The following is a 15,443-nucleotide window of genomic DNA, read 5'->3' on the forward strand; positions in this document are numbered from 1 at the left end:
CATCTGGTTCAGGGATTGTTCAACAATCGTGAGGTGGTGATGACGCTCAGCTTGTCTCTGGCGGATCAGATTGCACGCGAACTGCGTGCCGACATCATTGGCGGGCGGCTGTTGCCCGGCATGGCGCTGGTCGAGGTAGATCTGGTCAAAATTTATAACGCATCGCGCAATACCATTCGCGAGGCCTTGCACCGTTTGGGGCAGGAAGGGCTTACCCGTTATGTGCGCAACAAAGGCGTGATGGTGCGACGACTGGAACGAGATGAAGTGCGTGACCTGTTCGTTGTACGTCGAACCCTCGAATTGCAGGCTATCGCCCAGAGCGGGGTGCTGACGGATGCTCAGTCCGAGCACATGCAAAACGCAATCGAAGCCACCTCCCTGGCCAGGGAGCGTGAAGACTGGCGGGCGGTGGCGACTCACAGCCTGGCGTTCCACCAACGGATTGTCGGATTGATGCGCAGCCCGCTGTTTGATGAATTTTTCGCCCAGGTGATTGCTCAATTGCGCCTGGTGTTTTGCGCGGCACCCGATGAGCAGCGTTTCCAGTCGCCCTGGCTGGAGCGTGACCAGGAGATCTACGCGTTGCTGGCGGGCGGCAACAAAGCGGCTGCACAGGAGGCGATGAGCCTGTACCTGGACGATTCCGAACGCCTTTCCCTGGCCTTGTTTGATCACCCCTGATGGAGGATTGCCCCATGTATAAAGACTACCCGGCCGCGTACCAGGTCAGCAAAGGTTCTGCGCTGCAGGTTGATACCGCGTTCTATGAGCGCATTCGTGATCGTGCGGACCAATGCACATTGATCGAGCAGTTCGAAGTGCCGATCCGTACGGGCAGGGCGTGGAAGGTGCCGGCTGGGCATGTGTTCCGTGTTACCACGCCGGTTGGGCCACAAGTGGGTGACTTCAACGTGTGGAATGCCAACGATCCTCGCGAACGTCTTTGGGCCGCACGCACCCGCCAGTTACAAGGCGCACATGTCAGCACTCATGATCGACTGTGGTCGAACCTGCCGTTTCTGCGGCCGCTGGTGACCATCACCGATGACAGCCTGGCGAGTTATGGCATCGACGAGCATGGCGGACGCCTGCACGATTTGCTCGGCACGCGCTGCGATCCGTATGTGAATCGCATGCTCACCGGCGAAGACTTTCATCACCATTGCCACTCAAACCTGACGCGCGCGGTGCTGCCCCACGGCCTGACGGAGTTCGACGTGCATGACGTGCTGAACATTTTCCAATGCACCGGCCTCAATCACGACGACATGTACTTCATGAAAGCCTGCCCGGCGCAGAAGGGCGACTACCTGGAGTTTTTTGCCGAGATTGATTTGCTCTGCGCTTTATCGACGTGCCCTGGCGGGGATTTGTCGCTGCCGATGTGGGGGCCGGACGCGCAGGATCCGTTAACGGTGTGTCGCCCGTTGGGTGTGGAGATTTATCGCCTGGAGGAGGAGTTGCTCAATGGCTGGAGCCAGCCTGAGCGTGCTGCCTACAAGGGGCAGCACGGATTGCATATTGCCAAGGCGGCGTGGGAGTAGCGGCAGCTTCAGCGGTCCTGGGCGTCCTTTGAGTCTGCCTGGGCGTTGCGCTCGGCCACGCGTTTGCGTTGTTCGTCGGTGAGTTCCACCTTGTTGGCGCTGTCACGCAGCATCAATAAACCACCGACGATCGAACCGATCGCGACCACTAAAATCAACCAGGCATACCACGGCATAGGGCTCTCCTTGAGGCAGCAAACCGTGGGGAAATTTCCCACGGTAATAGCTGCTTTGAGTAACGGGCTATCTTAGTAGTTCATTGTAGGCCCGTTATGCTCCAGTAGCCTCAGAGCCCCGTCAACATCGCATCGGCCGGTGCGTCGGCACGGTCTTGTGCAGTCAGCTGGAAGTAGATGAATCCCACCAGCATAAAGCCCAGGAAGATCAGCCCGATCAGCGCGTTGAACCAGGCCATGGCCACCAGGCAGACCACCGCCAACACCAGCGCTATGCCGGGCACGATCGGATAGCCCGGCGCACGGAAGGTGCGCTCCAGCAGTGGCTCGGTCTTGCGCAGTTTGAACAGGCTGAGCATGCTCATGATGTACATCACGATGGCACCGAACACCGCCATGGTGATCATCGCGGCGGTCAGCGTCATGCCGCCCAGGTTGATCAGGCCGTCGCTGTAGATGGCGGCGATGCCGACCACACCGCCGGCGATAATTGCCCGGTGCGGTGTCTGAAAACGCGACAGTTTGGCGAGGAAGGAGGGCAGGTAGCCGGCGCGCGCGAGGGCGAAGAACTGGCGCGAGTAGCCCAGGATGATGCCGTGAAAACTCGCCACCAGGCCGAACAGGCCGATCCACACCAACATGTGCAGCCAGCCGGAGCTGTCGCCCACCACGGTTTTCATCGCTTGCGGCAACGGGTCATTGATATTCGACAGCGTGCGCCAGTCGCCCACGCCGCCGGCAAAGAACATCACGCCCATGGCCAGCACCACCAGCGTCAGGATCCCGCTGATGTAGGCTTTGGGGATGGTGCGCTTGGGGTCCTTCGCTTCCTCGGCAGCCATCGCTGCACCTTCGATGGCAAGGAAGAACCAGATGGCGAAAGGAATGGCCGCAAACATCCCGGCTATCGCCGGCGCGCCGAAGGTGTCGGACCCGGCCCAGCCATTGAGGGCGAAGTTGCTGAAGCTGAACGCCGGCGCTACCACGCCCATGAACACCAACAGTTCGGCGACGGCGAGCACGCATACCACCAACTCGAAGGTGGCCGCGAGTTTCACCCCAAGAATATTCAGGCCCATGAAGACGATATAGGCACCGACGGCCGCGTGTTTGGGGTCGAGTGCCGGAAACTGCACATTCATATAGGCGCCGATGGCCAAGGCAATTGCAGGCGGGGCGAAGACAAATTCGATCAACGTCGCCAGGCCTGCGATCAAGCCGCCTTTCTCACCGAATGCGCGACGGCTGTAGGCAAATGGGCCACCTGCGTGAGGAATCGCCGTAGTGAGTTCGGTGAAGCTGAATATAAAGCAGGTGTACATGGCGGCGACCATCAGCGAGGTCACCAGAAAGCCCAACGTACCGGCGACGCCCCAGCCGTAGCTCCAGCCGAAGTACTCGCCGGAAATCACCAAGCCGACGGCAATGCCCCACAGATGCAGGGTGCCCAAGGTGGGTTTGAGTTGTGTATTCATCGTGTTGCTCTCCCTGAACCGTTTGGAATGATTCAAGGTGTTGCAGCGGCCATGCCAGTGCGCCATTCATTGTCGTAAAGACGCCGAACTGTCGTCGAGGAGACGGTTTGGCGTTTGAAATCTTCTGTCATTGCACCAGTTGAGTGCAGGGGCGTTTGAGCTGCCGTCATCGCGGGCAAGCCCGGCTCCCACAGGTAACCGCAATCCCCTGTGGGCGCCGGGCTTGCCCGCGATGAGGCCCCAACAGCCTCCACCGACCTCTGTAAACCCCGCATAAACCCACTCTTTACGCCGTCTTTACGCCCGGCCCCCAGCGTCGCTCTCGTTCCTTTACGCCACTCCTGCGGACAATTGACTCACACGCGGCAATCGCCGCAAAACGGAGAGACTTCCATGAGCGTTCTGGACGGGGTGTCACTGCTATTGGCCGTGGCGCTGTTCATTTATCTGCTGGTTGCGCTGTTACGCGCGGATCGGAACTAGGAGCAGGCTATGCACAGTTATGACTATTGGCTGATCATCGCCTTCTTTGCCGTGGTGCTGGTGCCGGCACCGTTCCTGGGAAGGTTCTATTACAAGGTGATGGAAGGCCAGCGCACCTGGCTCACGCCGGTGCTCGGCCCGGTTGAGCGCGCGTGTTATCGCCTGTCCGGCGTGGACGAGCATCAGGAACAGAGCTGGCAGAAGTACACACTGGCGCTGTTAGCGTTCAATCTGGCCGGTTTCGTGTTGCTGTTCGCTGTGCTGTTGTTCCAGGAATATCTGCCACTGAACCCGCAGAAATTGCCGGGTCAGGAATGGACGCTGGCCTTCAACACCGCGGTCAGTTTCATGACCAACACCAACTGGCAGAACTACAGCGGTGAAGCCTCCCTGAGCTACCTCAGCCAGATGATCGGCCTCACCGTGCAGAACTTCGTCAGCGCCGCCACTGGCCTGGCTGTGCTGGTCGCGCTGTGCCGTGGGATCGGGCGCAAATCCACCAAGACCCTGGGTAACTTCTGGGTCGACATGACCCGCGCTACCCTCTACGGCCTGTTGCCATTGTGCCTGGTGTTCGCGCTGTTCCTGGTGTGGCAGGGCGTGCCGCAAACCTTCGCGCACTACGTGAACGCCGTGACGATGCAGGGCGTGGACCAAGTGATCCCACTCGGCCCGGCGGCCAGCCAGATTGCGATCAAGCAACTGGGCACCAACGGCGGCGGGTTCTTCGGTGTCAACTCGGCGCATCCGTTTGAAGACCCGACGGCGTGGGCCAACCTGTTCGAGCTGTCGGCAATCATCCTGATCCCGGTGGCGTTGGTGTTCACCTTCGGTCACTACGTGAAGGACCTGCGTCAGAGCCGCGCGATTCTGGGCTGCATGCTGGCGCTGTTCCTGATCGGCGGCGCGACGTCGATGTGGGCCGAATACCAGCCCAACCCGACTCTGAACAACCCAGCGGTTGAACAAACCGCACCGCTGGAAGGCAAAGAGGCGCGCTTCGGCACCACCGGCACAGTGTTGTGGTCGGTGGCCACCACGGCGGCGTCCAACGGTTCGGTCAATGGCATGCAAGACAGCCTCAACCCGCTGACCGGCATGGTGGCACTGGTCAACATGATGGTCGGCGAAGTGATCTTCGGCGGCGTCGGCGCCGGTATGTACGGCATGTTGCTCAACGTGTTGATCGCGGTGTTCCTCGCCGGCTTGATGATCGGCCGCACCCCGGAATACCTCGGCAAGAAGCTGCAGGCCAAGGAAGTGCAATTGCTGGTCGTGACCTTGCTGGTGATGCCAATCGGCACGCTGGTGCTGGGCGCCATCGCTGCCAGCCTGCCAGGTCCGGCGGGTGCCATCAGCAACCCCGGCCCGCACGGTTTCAGTCAGTTGCTGTATGCCTACACCTCGGCCAGTGCCAACAACGGTTCGGCGTTCGGCGGTTTCAGTGCCAACACCGCGTTCCACAACCTGATGTTGAGCCTGTCGATGTTGCTGGGGCGTTTCGGATACATCCTCCCGGTACTGGCCCTGGCCGGCAGCCTGGCGATGAAAAAGACCGCTCCGATTGGCCAGAACAGCTTCCCTACGCATGGCCCGCTGTTCGTGACCCTGTTGACCGTGACCATTTTGCTGGTGGGCGGCCTGACTTTCCTGCCGACACTGGCACTGGGCCCAATCGCTGAACATCTGAGCATGGGCTTCTGAGGGATATGAAAATGAATATGCCTGCAAAAAATGCGGCCCCGGTGCACACCCAGGAGCCCGCCAAAACCGCCATCTCTGCCTTGTGGCGCCCGGCGCTGGGCCAGGCGTTCGTCAAGCTGGACCCGCGCCAGCTGCAACGTTCGCCGGTGATGCTGGTGGTCGAACTGACCGCCATCCTCACCACCGTGTTGTGCTTCGTGCCCGACACCGCCGTGCCGACGTTTGTCGCCGTGCAGATCGCCGTGTGGTTGTGGTTCACCGTGCTGTTCGCCAACTTCGCCGAAGCCTTGGCCGAAGGTCGCGGCAAGGCTCGCGCCGACAGCCTCAAGGCTGGCAGTGAAGGCCTCAGCGCACGTCGCAAGGAGGCCGACGGCAGCTTCAAGGTCGTGCCGGCCACCAGCTTGCGCAAAGGCGACGTCGTACGCGTCGCCGCCGGAGAAATGATCCCCGGTGACGGTGAGGTCATCGAAGGCATTGCGGCGGTCAACGAGGCGGCGATCACCGGCGAGTCCGCGCCAGTGATCCGCGAGTCCGGCGGCGACCGTTCGGCTGTCACCGGCAACACGCGGCTGGTGTCGGACTGGTTGCTGATCCGCATCACCGTCAACCCGGGCGAGTCCACGCTGGACCGCATGATCGCCCTGGTGGAAGGCGCCAAACGCCAGAAAACCCCCAACGAAGTCGCGCTGGATATCCTGCTGATCGGCCTGACCCTGATCTTCCTGCTGGTGGTGGTCACCCTGCAGCCGTTCGCGCACTTCGCCAATGGCAGCTTGCCGCTGGTGTTCCTGGTCGCACTGTTGGTCACGCTGATTCCTACGACCATCGGCGGCCTGTTGTCGGCCATCGGTATCGCCGGCATGGACCGTCTGGTGCGCCTCAATGTGATCGCCAAATCCGGGCGCGCGGTGGAAGCGGCGGGTGACGTGCATGTGTTGCTGCTGGATAAAACCGGCACCATCACCTTTGGCAACCGTCGCTGCGCGGCAGTGATCGCCGCGCCTGGCGTCAGTGGTCGGGATTTGGCCGAGGGTGCGCTGCTGGCATCACTGGCGGACGACACCGCAGAGGGCAAATCCATCGTCGAATACCTGCGCGCCTTGCACCCGCAGGCTGAGCCGACCCTGGACCAACTGACCTCGGTGCCCTTCAGTGCTGAAACGCGTTTGTCCGGTGTCGATTACGAAGGCCGTGTGTTCCGCAAGGGCGCGGTGGATTCGCTGCTGGCGTTTATCGGCCAGCAACGTCGCGACCTGCAACCGGCACTCTCGCGGGAAATCGACAAGATCGCCCAAAGCGGCGGCACACCTTTGCTGGTGTGCGCCGACGGCAAATTGCTCGGTGCGATCCACCTCAAGGACGTGGTCAAGCCTGGCATCCGCGAACGGTTTGCCGAGCTGCGCAAACTGGGGATTCGCACCGTGATGGTGACGGGCGATAACCCGCTGACCGCTGCGGCGATTGCTGCCGAAGCCGGCGTGGACGATGTGCTGGCCGAAGCCACGCCAGAGAAAAAACTCGCGCGTATTCGCCACGAACAGAACGACGGTCGTCTGGTTGCCATGTGTGGTGACGGCGCCAACGACGCCCCGGCACTGGCCCAGGCCGACGTCGGCATGGCGATGAACGACGGTACCCAGGCGGCGCGCGAGGCGGCCAACATGGTCGACCTCGACAGCGACCCGACCAAGCTGCTGGACGTGGTGCAGATCGGCAAGGAACTGCTGGTGACACGCGGCGCGCTGACCACGTTTTCCATCGCCAACGACGTGGCCAAGTACTTTGCGATCCTGCCGGCACTGTTCGCCTCGATCTACCCGCAATTGGGCGTGCTCAACGTGATGCATTTGCAGAGCCCGCAGAGCGCGATTCTCTCGGCCATTGTGTTTAACGCGCTGATCATTGTGGTGCTGATCCCGCTGGCGCTGCGCGGTGTGCGCGTGCAGGCGGCGAGTGCGGCGGCGTTGCTGCGTCGCAACCTGCTGATCTATGGGCTGGGCGGGATTGTGGTGCCGTTCGTGGGCATCAAGGCAATCGACATGCTGCTGACCGCGCTGCACCTGGTTTGACCCGATTCCTGTGGGCGCCACGTCGGCGCCCCCAGGCTGCAATGACTCACGTGAGGAATCTGAAATGTCCACCATGATCCGCCCGGCCTTGAGCCTGCTGGTACTCATGACCCTGATCACCGGCGTCGCCTACCCATTGGTGGTGACCGGTGTCGCGCAAGTCGCTTTTCCTGACCAGGCCAACGGCAGCCTGGTGCGCGATGCCGACGGCAAAGTGCGCGGTTCCAGCCTGATCGCCCAGGATTTTACCGGTGATCAGTGGTTCCATCCGCGCCCGTCGGCCGGCGCATTTGCGACGGTTTCCAGCAGCGCGAGTAACCTGGGCCCAAGCAACCCGGCGTTGGCCACGCGGGTTTTCGATGATGCCAATAAACAACTAGTGCCAGGCCAGGGGCCGGTGCCGTTGGCATCGCTGACTACCTCTGGCAGCGGTCTTGATCCACACTTGCCTCCACCGGCGATTGCCTATCAACTGGCGCGGGTGGCAGCCGCACGAAATGTGCCGGTGGCAACCCTGCAGCGCTTGCTGGATGAGCACATCGAAAGCCCGTTGGTGGGGCCGCCGGTGGTGAATGTGTTGGCGCTGAACATGGCGCTGGAAAAGTTGTAAGTAGTGGTGCCGCCATCGCGGGCCAGTCCGGCTCCCACAGGGGAATACACTCCAACTGTGGCAGCGGGCTTGCCCGCGATGGCGGCCTGAAGGACTCCAGATAAACACCTGAAGGAACCGCAAAGCATGAGCGACTCCGGCCGCGCCGACGCCCTCTTAGCCGATCTGCCCCGGGACGGCCGTGGCCGGCTCAAAGTCTTTCTCGGCGCTGCGCCGGGCGTGGGCAAGACCTACGCCATGCTCCAGGCCGCCCACACCCAGCTGCGCCAGGGCGTGCGGCTGATCGCCGGGGTGGTCGAAACCCACGGCCGCGCCGAGACCGAGGCCTTGCTCAGCGGCTTGCCGCAGCAACCGTTGGTGCGGACCGAATACCGCGGCGTGATGCTCGAAGAAATGGACCTGGATGGCCTGCTCGCCGCCAAGCCCAAGCTGGTGCTGGTCGACGAACTGGCCCACAGCAACGCCCCCGGCAGCCGGCATGAAAAACGCTGGCAGGACATTCAGGAACTGCTCGCCGCCGGCATCAACGTGTTCACCACGGTCAACGTCCAGCACCTGGAAAGCCTCAACGACCAAGTGCGCGGGATCACCGGCGTGCAAGTGCGCGAAACCCTGCCGGACTGGGTGCTGCAAGAGGCAGACGAGTTGCTGCTGATCGACCTGCCATCGCGCGAGCTGCTGGAGCGTCTGCGCGACGGCAAGGTGTACGTGCCGGAGCAGGCCCGTGCGGCCATCGACGCGTTTTTTACCCAGACCAACCTGATGGCCCTGCGCGAGCTGGCGATGCAGACCGCCGCCGCCCACGTCGATGACGACTTGGCCCAAGGCTATCGGCAACTGGGCCAGGCTGCGCCGGCGGTGCGCGGCCGCTTGCTGGTGGGCGTGGATGGCGATGCGCAGGCCGAACGCCTGGTGCGTCACGCCAGCCGCGTCGCTCAACGCCGACATTTGCCCTGGAGCCTGGTGCATATCGACAACGGCCGCGCGCGCGATGAGCAAGCGCGCCTGCGCCTGCAAAACGCCCAGCAACTGGCCGAGCGCCTCGGCGGCGAAGTGGTGTTGTTGCGCGCGGGCGAGGTGGCGAAGACGCTGATCCAGCATGCCGCCGAACGCCGCGCGAGCCTGCTGCTGGTCGGGCAGTCGCGCATGCGTTGGCGGCGTCGGTTGTTCGGCGGTGGGTTGGCGGCGCGCTTGCTGCGTAATGCGCGCGGTCTGGAAATCAACGTGCTCGACAGCGACGACATGCCCGCACCGCCGCGACTGCCGGATGTGCGCGGGTTGGTATGGTTCGACTATGGCCTGGCAGTCGTTGCGACGATTGTGGCGGCGGCGTTGGCCTGGGCGGTGGCCAGCGTGTTGCCGCTGCCGAACATCTCGCTGGTGTTTCTCGCGGCGGTATTGCTGGTGGGCGTGCGCAGCAGCCTGGGGCCGTCGCTGGTGTGTGCGGCGCTGTCGTTTCTGACCTACGATTTTCTGTTTATTCCGCCGAATTTCTCCTTCGCCATCCAGCGCGAGGAGGACGTGTTGACCCTGCTGTTCTTTCTGCTGATGGCGGCGTTGACCGGCAACCTGGCCGCACGTCAGCGTCGGCAGTTGCAGGCCTTGCGCGATACTCAGGAAGAGACCAGCGAATTGCTCGACCTGTCACGCAAACTCACCGCCGCCACCGATCGCCAGGCGGTGATCAGTGCGGCGGCCCATCATCTGGAAGGCTGGAGCGATCTGGAGCTTTGCCTGGTCAACCGGGACGCGCATGGCGACTGGCAGGTCGAGACCGGTTCCGCGCTGAACCTCACCGAATCCGAACGCGCCGCCGCCGATTGGGCCTGGCAGCACGATCAACCGGCCGGCATGGGCACCGGCACGTTGCCGTTCGGGCGCTGGTGGTGGTGGCCGCTGTCGGGCGAGGAGGGGCCGCTGGGGTTGCTTGGCGTGAGCCCCAAACCGGGCCTGGAGCTGAGCGGGCAGCGTCGTCGCCTGCTCACCGCATTGAGCCAGCCGCTGGCCCAGGCGTTGGCGCGGGCGCAACTGGCGCAGGAGCTGGAATCGGCGCGTCTGCACGGCGAAACCGAACAACTGCGCAGCGCCTTGCTGGCCTCTGTATCCCACGACCTGCGTACGCCGTTGACGTCGATGCGCGGCAGCATCGACAGCCTGTTGGCGCTCGGCGAGGCGATTCCTCTGGAGGATCGCCGTGAATTGCTTGAGGGCACCCGCGATGAAGCCGAGCGCCTGGACCGCTATATCCAGAATTTGCTGGACATGACGCGCCTGGGCCACGGTGCGCTGAAACTGGCGCGTGATTGGGTTTCGCCCGGCGATATCGTCGGCAGCGCCCTTGGCCGTTTGCGCGCGGTGCTGGCGCCGCTGCAGGTCAAGACTGACGTGCCGGCCGAGCTGCCGTTGCTGTATGTGCACGCCGCCTTGATCGAACAGGCGCTGGTCAACGTGCTGGAAAACGCCGCACGTTTCTCACCCGCCCAAGGCCGTTTGGAGGTGAGCGCGGGCGTGGCGGATGACCAATTGTTTTTTGCGGTAGCCGATGAAGGGCCGGGGATTCCCGAAGACGAGCGCGCGAAGATTTTCGATATGTTCTACACCGCCGCCCGCGGTGATCGCGGCGGGCAGGGCACGGGCCTGGGCCTGGCGATTTGCCAGGGCATGGTCGGCGCACACGGTGGGCGTATCAGCGTCGCCGAGGGCATTGAAGGGCGGGGCACGTGCATCACCTTGTTCCTGCCGTTGCCGACTCAGCCTGGCCTGGAACGCGAGGCTTGAGCTACCCTCTTTTTTTCACGGATTTTGATTGGACACCATGAGCCAGACCGCGACGATTTTAGTCATTGATGACGAACCGCAGATTCGCAAATTCCTGCGCATCAGCCTGGCCTCCCAGGGCTACAAGGTGATCGAGGCCGGCACCGGTAACGAGGGCCTGGCCCAAGCGGCGTTGAGCAAACCGGATTTGCTGGTGCTCGACCTCGGCCTGCCTGACATGGACGGCCAACAAGTGCTGCGCGAGTTTCGCGAGTGGTCGACGGTGCCGGTGCTGGTGCTGTCGGTGCGCGCCAGTGAAGTGCAGAAGGTTGAAGCGCTGGATGGCGGCGCGAATGATTACGTGACCAAGCCTTTTGGTATCCAGGAGTTTCTCGCCCGCGTTCGCGCGCTGCTGCGCCAGGCACCGGCGGGGGAGGCTCAGGAAGCGGCCTTGAGTTTTGGCCCGCTGACGGTGGACCTGGCCTATCGCCGCGTGCTGCTGGACGGCGCCGAAGTGGCGCTGACCCGCAAGGAGTACGCGGTGCTGGCGCAACTGGCGCGGCATCCGGGGCGGGTAATCACCCAGCAACAATTGCTCAAGGATATCTGGGGGCCGACCCACACTGAAGACAGTCACTACCTGCGCATTGTGGTAGGGCATTTGCGCCAGAAGTTGGCGGATGACCCTACTCAGCCGAGGTTTATTGTGACTGAGGCGGGGGTTGGGTATCGGTTGTTGAATGCCTGAGTTTCGCGGCGTCCGCGCAGGCCTCATCGCAGGCAAGCCAGCTCCCACCATTGAATGTGTTCACAGATCACAATGTGGGAGCGGGCTTGCCCGCGATAGGGCCATCAGTCACAGCACACATTTCAACTCTGCTCACTCTCATATTTGTCCAGCGTATCCCTGGCAATCTCCCGCCCCAAAGCGATCAACTCCGGCGCCTTGTAGAACTCGAAAAACCGACACACACGCTTCGGCACGTTGATCAGCACGTCCGGCGGGTAACCGGCGATCTTGTACTGCGCCAGCGATGTCTGCATCACCTCGAAACTCTGGTTGATCAGGTCCAGCAGCGACGCCGGCCCGACGTTGTCGATGATGAACGAACCGGTTGCTGACTTTGGCGCCCCGGCCTTCTCCGGTGCAGCCGCAGGTTGCTGGGATTCGGGTTCGGCCGATTCCAGCCACGGGTTGATCTCCGCTGTCTGGGCGTGCAAAGCCTCCTGCTCAAGCTTCATCAACTGTTCGGCTTGTTTGCGGCGAAACGGCAGGTGTGAACCCAATGACTTGGCCAAGCTGTTGAAACGACTTTTGAACGCCGGCGGACGCTGGATCACGGGCAGTTGGTAATGTTTTTGATTGGTGGCGTTGAGGTTGACCGCGATGATCAAGTCGCAGTGGCTCGACACCACCGGCACGATCGGCAGCGGGTTGAGCAGACCGCCGTCCACCAGCATTCGGTTGCCCTGCATTACGGGCGTGAACAGGCTTGGAATCGCCGCGGAGGCGCGCATGGCCTGGTGCAGGCAACCTTCCTGAAACCAGATTTCCTGTTGGTTGGTCAGGTCGGTCGCTACGGCGGTGTAGGGAATGCGCAGTTCTTCGATATTGATCTCGCCGACAATCTTGCGGATCTGGCCGAAGACTTTTTCGCCACGAATCGCACCCAGGCGAAAGCTTACGTCGACCAGGCGCAGTACATCGAGGTAGTCGAGGCTTTCGATCCAGTTGCGGTACTCGTCAAGCTTGCCGGCCGCATAGATTCCACCCACCACGGCGCCCATGGAGCAGCCGGCGATACAGGCAATGTCGTAGCCGCGCCGTTCGATCTCCTCGATCACGCCGATATGGGCATAACCGCGGGCTCCACCGGAGCCCAGCACCAAGGCAACACGCTTCTTCATGGTCCATGTCCTTCCCAAGGCAGGTGCCCACAATGCACCCATTGAGGGGCAAGCTTCAATCTTCGCCGGGGGCTGTAATATTTTTCCAGGATAAGCGCAGTGCTCGGGTATGCTCTGACGATGGGCGCTCTGATTTCAGGCTGCGGACAAGGCACTTTTCCTTGTAGGCAACGTCTACACCCTACGACTGTTTTTCTTTATTTGAGGTGTCATCGATGAAAGCCTGGATGTGTGTGCCTGTGATTGTGTTGGCCCTTGCCGGCTGTGCCGGGAAAACCGCATACCGCGACAGCTGTGGCACGCAACTGGATGCCGCGTGGCATGAGCTGGACCTGGCCAAGGCTGAAGGTTTTGCCGGCACCGTGAGCTACTCCAAGGCATTGTCCTTGTTGACTGGCGCCAAGACCCAGCAGCAATTCGAAGCGTTTGAAGGCTGCTCCAACAAGGCCGAAAAGGCGCGGTTCTATATTCGTGAGTCGCGCGCCGGACGTTAAGTCCTAGCGGCAACCAGGATATTCATCGTCAAGGGAGGAAGGCATGTCAGCTTTGGTCGATCAGCTAGTCGCTCAGGTCATTGGCCTGGAAGTAGGGTTGCTGAGCTGCCAGGCTCGCCTCGCCGCCGTCACCGACGATGAAGCCCTGCATGACCTGCGCACCACTGTGCGGCGCCTGCGCAGTTTGTTGCGCCCGCTGCGCGGGTTGCCGGGAGTCGAACAACTCGAATTGGCCGCCAGCACAGTCGGCCAGATGACTACGCCGCTACGCGACCGCGAGGTCCTGGCGGCGTATCTGCATCAGCACGGCTATCACCAGGCCGCTGAACGGCGCCTGCGCCTGCAACCCGACGCCTATCGCCATGTGGCGCAGAGCCCGGAAGTGGCGCACTTGCTGCAGATTCTCGACGCGTTCCCACGCTTTATCCGGGCTTCGCAGCACCAGAAACTGCTCAAGGGCCTGCGCCCGCGCATCGAGAAGCGCTTGGGCAAGCAATGGCACAAACTCGGTGATGCCCTCAAAGACCCGACCCATGATCGCCACCGCCTGCGGTTGCTGATCAAGCGTGTGCGTTACGCCGCCGAGGCCTACCCCGAACTGGACAAACTGCCTGCCAAAGCCATGTCGCGCCTCAAACTAGCCCAAGGCGCTCTGGGCGATTGGCACGACTGCTGGCAGTGGCTGGCGCAGGCCGGGCACCAAGCGGATTTGCAACCCTGCGTGCCAATGTGGCATCGCACCATGAGCAAGGCAGAAGGCGAGGCGGATCGGGTGCTGGACAAACTCAGCGCGGATTGTTTCTAGGCCGGTCCGGTTTTTGGCCGGAATGAGCGCTGTACCTTGTCAGCCCGATGGTTAACATCGCCCCATCGGTTTTCTTGATGTGAGGTCGCCATGCGCTTTAGTGATTTGCTCGACGCAGCCCGTAACAACCCGTTGGACGTGACCATCCCCGCCGAATGGGCTCAGGGCCGCGCGACCTTTGGTGGCCTGGTGGCTGCTTTGCAATATGAAGCCTTGCGCGCCCAAGTCCCGGCAGACCGGCCCCTGCGCTCTTTGGCCATCACCTTTGTCGGCCCCGTTGCGCCGGATGTGCCGGCCAGTTATCAAGTCGAAGTGTTGCGTGAAGGCAAGGCGGTCAGCCAGTTGCTTGGCCGCGTGGTGCAGAACGGTGAAGTGGCGACGCTGGTGCAGGCCAGCTTTGGTGCGCCGCGTGAGTCAGTGATAGATGTCGCGAGCGAGGCGCCGCCTAGTTTCAAACACTGGGATGAATGCCAGGAGCTGCCCTATATCAAGGGCGTGACCCCTGAGTTCATGCGCCACTTGGCCATGCGCTGGAGCGTCGGTGGGTTGCCGTTCACCGGTAACAAATCGCGCGACATGGGCGGTTGGGTGCGCCTGCGCGGTGATGTAAAGGAAGAACCGCTGACCGAGTCGCACATCCTCGCCCTGGTCGACGCATGGCCCCCGGCCTTGCTTCCGCACCTGACCCAGCCGGCGCCAGGCAGCACGCTGACCTGGACCATTGAATTTATCCAGCCGCTGCAAGACCTGACCACCCTCGACTGGTGCCAGTACTACGTCAACATCGAAAATGCCCGCGACGGCTACGGGCATGCCGCAGCCGCACTCTGGAGCCCGACCGGCGAGTTGATCGCCATCAGCCGCCAGACCGTGGTGGTCTTCGCCTGAACCTCAGAACCGCTGGCTGCCTTGCGCTTCCAGTTTGCGACCGTGGCGCTGAAGCGCCACGCCTGCCAACACGCCGATCACGCCGACGGCAAAACTGGCCAGGCTCAGGCTGAACACGCCGGATGCCATCAACAGAAAACCGATGATCAGCAGGGGTACGGCAATTAATTGCAGCCCCAGGTTGGTCGGGTGCTGATGGGTTTCTGGGTGAATGCGCCATTGCCAGGCGGGGAAGTTAGGATGACGTTTGCCCATGATGGTGAATCCTCTGTCCGTTGAAGTAGCTTGGACAGAGTTTATGTAGGGGAGGGCGGGGTGGCGAATTGGGGCTGGCTATCGGCCTCATAGCTTTGATGTTGGTGTCACCCTTTAATAACAGGCGGAATCAGGGGCATTTATGTAGACGGAGGCCCCGCAGAGAGACGGATATCACGTCTTGAATTCAATCAACGACTCCTCAGACTCAACGTTCACGCGAAAAAAATCCTCATACTTTCATATTGTTATTTTCAACGTGTCGAATGTGG

Annotated in this window: 14 protein-coding genes and 1 pseudogene; 11 read left to right on the top strand and 4 right to left on the bottom strand. The window is 62.0% G+C overall.

Annotation, left to right across the window (positions count from 1 at the left end; all coding sequences use genetic code 11):
• The first annotated feature begins 39 nt into the window (after positions 1–39).
• Positions 40–684 (top strand): GntR family transcriptional regulator, encoded by a 645-nt coding sequence (locus C4J83_RS08660; protein WP_106577288.1) that lies wholly within the window; start codon positions 40–42, stop codon positions 682–684.
• A 14-nt stretch (positions 685–698) separates the two neighbouring features.
• Complete coding sequence (locus C4J83_RS08665; RefSeq protein ID WP_124416799.1) at positions 699–1,547, top strand: urea carboxylase-associated family protein; 849 nt, start codon at positions 699–701, stop codon at positions 1,545–1,547.
• An 8-nt stretch (positions 1,548–1,555) separates the two neighbouring features.
• On the opposite strand, the gene C4J83_RS08670 is transcribed toward C4J83_RS08665, so the two are convergent.
• Both C4J83_RS08670 and eat read right to left on the bottom strand, forming a co-directional pair.
• The gene (locus C4J83_RS08670) at positions 1,556–1,723 is read right to left on the bottom strand and encodes a DUF2897 family protein (RefSeq protein ID WP_083359476.1); all 168 of its coding nucleotides are present in this window, start codon (positions 1,721–1,723) and stop codon (positions 1,556–1,558) included.
• Between the two features lie 110 nt (positions 1,724–1,833).
• Positions 1,834–3,198 (bottom strand): ethanolamine permease, encoded by a 1,365-nt coding sequence (gene eat, locus C4J83_RS08675; protein WP_124416800.1) that lies wholly within the window; start codon positions 3,196–3,198, stop codon positions 1,834–1,836.
• A gap of 393 nt (positions 3,199–3,591) precedes the next feature.
• Here eat and kdpF point away from each other — a divergent pair, with 393 nt between their 5' ends.
• From kdpF to C4J83_RS08705, 6 genes are all read left to right on the top strand, one after another.
• A complete protein-coding gene (gene kdpF / locus C4J83_RS08680) occupies positions 3,592–3,681 on the top strand; it encodes a K(+)-transporting ATPase subunit F (protein WP_003218754.1) in 90 nt (29 codons plus the stop codon).
• A gap of 9 nt (positions 3,682–3,690) precedes the next feature.
• Entirely contained in the window at positions 3,691–5,385 is a 1,695-nt protein-coding gene (gene kdpA / locus C4J83_RS08685; RefSeq protein WP_106576852.1) for a potassium-transporting ATPase subunit KdpA, read from the top strand.
• 11 nt (positions 5,386–5,396) lie between these two features.
• On the top strand, positions 5,397–7,454 hold the full coding sequence (gene kdpB, locus C4J83_RS08690; RefSeq protein ID WP_372239291.1) for a potassium-transporting ATPase subunit KdpB: 2,058 nt from the start codon (positions 5,397–5,399) through the stop codon (positions 7,452–7,454).
• 64 nt (positions 7,455–7,518) lie between these two features.
• Positions 7,519–8,064: a potassium-transporting ATPase subunit KdpC gene (gene kdpC, locus C4J83_RS08695; RefSeq protein WP_106576850.1), complete on the top strand. Its 546-nt coding sequence runs from the start codon at positions 7,519–7,521 to the stop codon at positions 8,062–8,064.
• Between the two features lie 126 nt (positions 8,065–8,190).
• Complete coding sequence (locus tag C4J83_RS08700; RefSeq protein WP_119739311.1) at positions 8,191–10,842, top strand: DUF4118 domain-containing protein; 2,652 nt, start codon at positions 8,191–8,193, stop codon at positions 10,840–10,842.
• 37 nt (positions 10,843–10,879) lie between these two features.
• The gene (locus tag C4J83_RS08705) at positions 10,880–11,569 is read left to right on the top strand and encodes a response regulator (protein WP_106576848.1); all 690 of its coding nucleotides are present in this window, start codon (positions 10,880–10,882) and stop codon (positions 11,567–11,569) included.
• Between the two features lie 122 nt (positions 11,570–11,691).
• On the opposite strand, the gene C4J83_RS08710 is transcribed toward C4J83_RS08705, so the two are convergent.
• Positions 11,692–12,729, bottom strand: a complete 1,038-nt coding sequence (locus C4J83_RS08710) for a patatin-like phospholipase family protein (protein WP_106576847.1) — start codon at positions 12,727–12,729, stop codon at positions 11,692–11,694.
• 215 nt (positions 12,730–12,944) lie between these two features.
• Here C4J83_RS08710 and C4J83_RS08715 point away from each other — a divergent pair, with 215 nt between their 5' ends.
• The 3 genes from C4J83_RS08715 (at position 12,945) to C4J83_RS08725 (ending at position 14,916) form a co-directional block, all read left to right on the top strand.
• Complete coding sequence (locus tag C4J83_RS08715) at positions 12,945–13,223, top strand: hypothetical protein (protein WP_010176194.1); 279 nt, start codon at positions 12,945–12,947, stop codon at positions 13,221–13,223.
• A 43-nt stretch (positions 13,224–13,266) separates the two neighbouring features.
• Positions 13,267–14,028 carry a CHAD domain-containing protein gene (locus C4J83_RS08720; RefSeq protein ID WP_119739313.1) on the top strand — a complete coding sequence of 254 codons (762 nt, stop codon included), beginning with the start codon at positions 13,267–13,269 and terminating at the stop codon, positions 14,026–14,028.
• Positions 14,029–14,118: 90 nt separating this feature from the next.
• A complete protein-coding gene (locus C4J83_RS08725) occupies positions 14,119–14,916 on the top strand; it encodes an acyl-CoA thioesterase (RefSeq protein WP_124416801.1) in 798 nt (265 codons plus the stop codon).
• Positions 14,917–14,922: 6 nt separating this feature from the next.
• On the opposite strand, the pseudogene C4J83_RS08730 reads toward C4J83_RS08725, so the two are convergent.
• A pseudogene (locus tag C4J83_RS08730) lies at positions 14,923–15,171 on the bottom strand (terminase); the annotation flags it as partial.
• Between the last annotated feature and the right edge of the window lie 272 nt (positions 15,172–15,443).

It is taken from the genome of Pseudomonas sp. LBUM920 (genome assembly GCF_003852315.1).
GTDB lineage: Bacteria > Pseudomonadota > Gammaproteobacteria > Pseudomonadales > Pseudomonadaceae > Aquipseudomonas.

Excerpts from the sequence above, each read along its gene's own strand:
- C4J83_RS08660 (WP_106577288.1), top strand. The coding sequence starts at position 40 with ATGACGCTCAGCTTGTCTCTGGCGGATCAGATTGCACGCGAACTGCGT.
- C4J83_RS08665 (WP_124416799.1), top strand. The coding sequence starts at position 699 with ATGTATAAAGACTACCCGGCCGCGTACCAGGTCAGCAAAGGTTCTGCG.
- C4J83_RS08670 (WP_083359476.1), bottom strand. The coding sequence starts at position 1,723 with ATGCCGTGGTATGCCTGGTTGATTTTAGTGGTCGCGATCGGTTCGATC.
- eat (WP_124416800.1), bottom strand. The coding sequence starts at position 3,198 with ATGAATACACAACTCAAACCCACCTTGGGCACCCTGCATCTGTGGGGC.
- kdpF (WP_003218754.1), top strand. The coding sequence starts at position 3,592 with ATGAGCGTTCTGGACGGGGTGTCACTGCTATTGGCCGTGGCGCTGTTC.
- kdpA (WP_106576852.1), top strand. The coding sequence starts at position 3,691 with ATGCACAGTTATGACTATTGGCTGATCATCGCCTTCTTTGCCGTGGTG.
- kdpB (WP_372239291.1), top strand. The coding sequence starts at position 5,397 with ATGAATATGCCTGCAAAAAATGCGGCCCCGGTGCACACCCAGGAGCCC.
- kdpC (WP_106576850.1), top strand. The coding sequence starts at position 7,519 with ATGTCCACCATGATCCGCCCGGCCTTGAGCCTGCTGGTACTCATGACC.
- C4J83_RS08700 (WP_119739311.1), top strand. The coding sequence starts at position 8,191 with ATGAGCGACTCCGGCCGCGCCGACGCCCTCTTAGCCGATCTGCCCCGG.
- C4J83_RS08705 (WP_106576848.1), top strand. The coding sequence starts at position 10,880 with ATGAGCCAGACCGCGACGATTTTAGTCATTGATGACGAACCGCAGATT.
- C4J83_RS08710 (WP_106576847.1), bottom strand. The coding sequence starts at position 12,729 with ATGAAGAAGCGTGTTGCCTTGGTGCTGGGCTCCGGTGGAGCCCGCGGT.
- C4J83_RS08715 (WP_010176194.1), top strand. The coding sequence starts at position 12,945 with ATGAAAGCCTGGATGTGTGTGCCTGTGATTGTGTTGGCCCTTGCCGGC.
- C4J83_RS08720 (WP_119739313.1), top strand. The coding sequence starts at position 13,267 with ATGTCAGCTTTGGTCGATCAGCTAGTCGCTCAGGTCATTGGCCTGGAA.
- C4J83_RS08725 (WP_124416801.1), top strand. The coding sequence starts at position 14,119 with ATGCGCTTTAGTGATTTGCTCGACGCAGCCCGTAACAACCCGTTGGAC.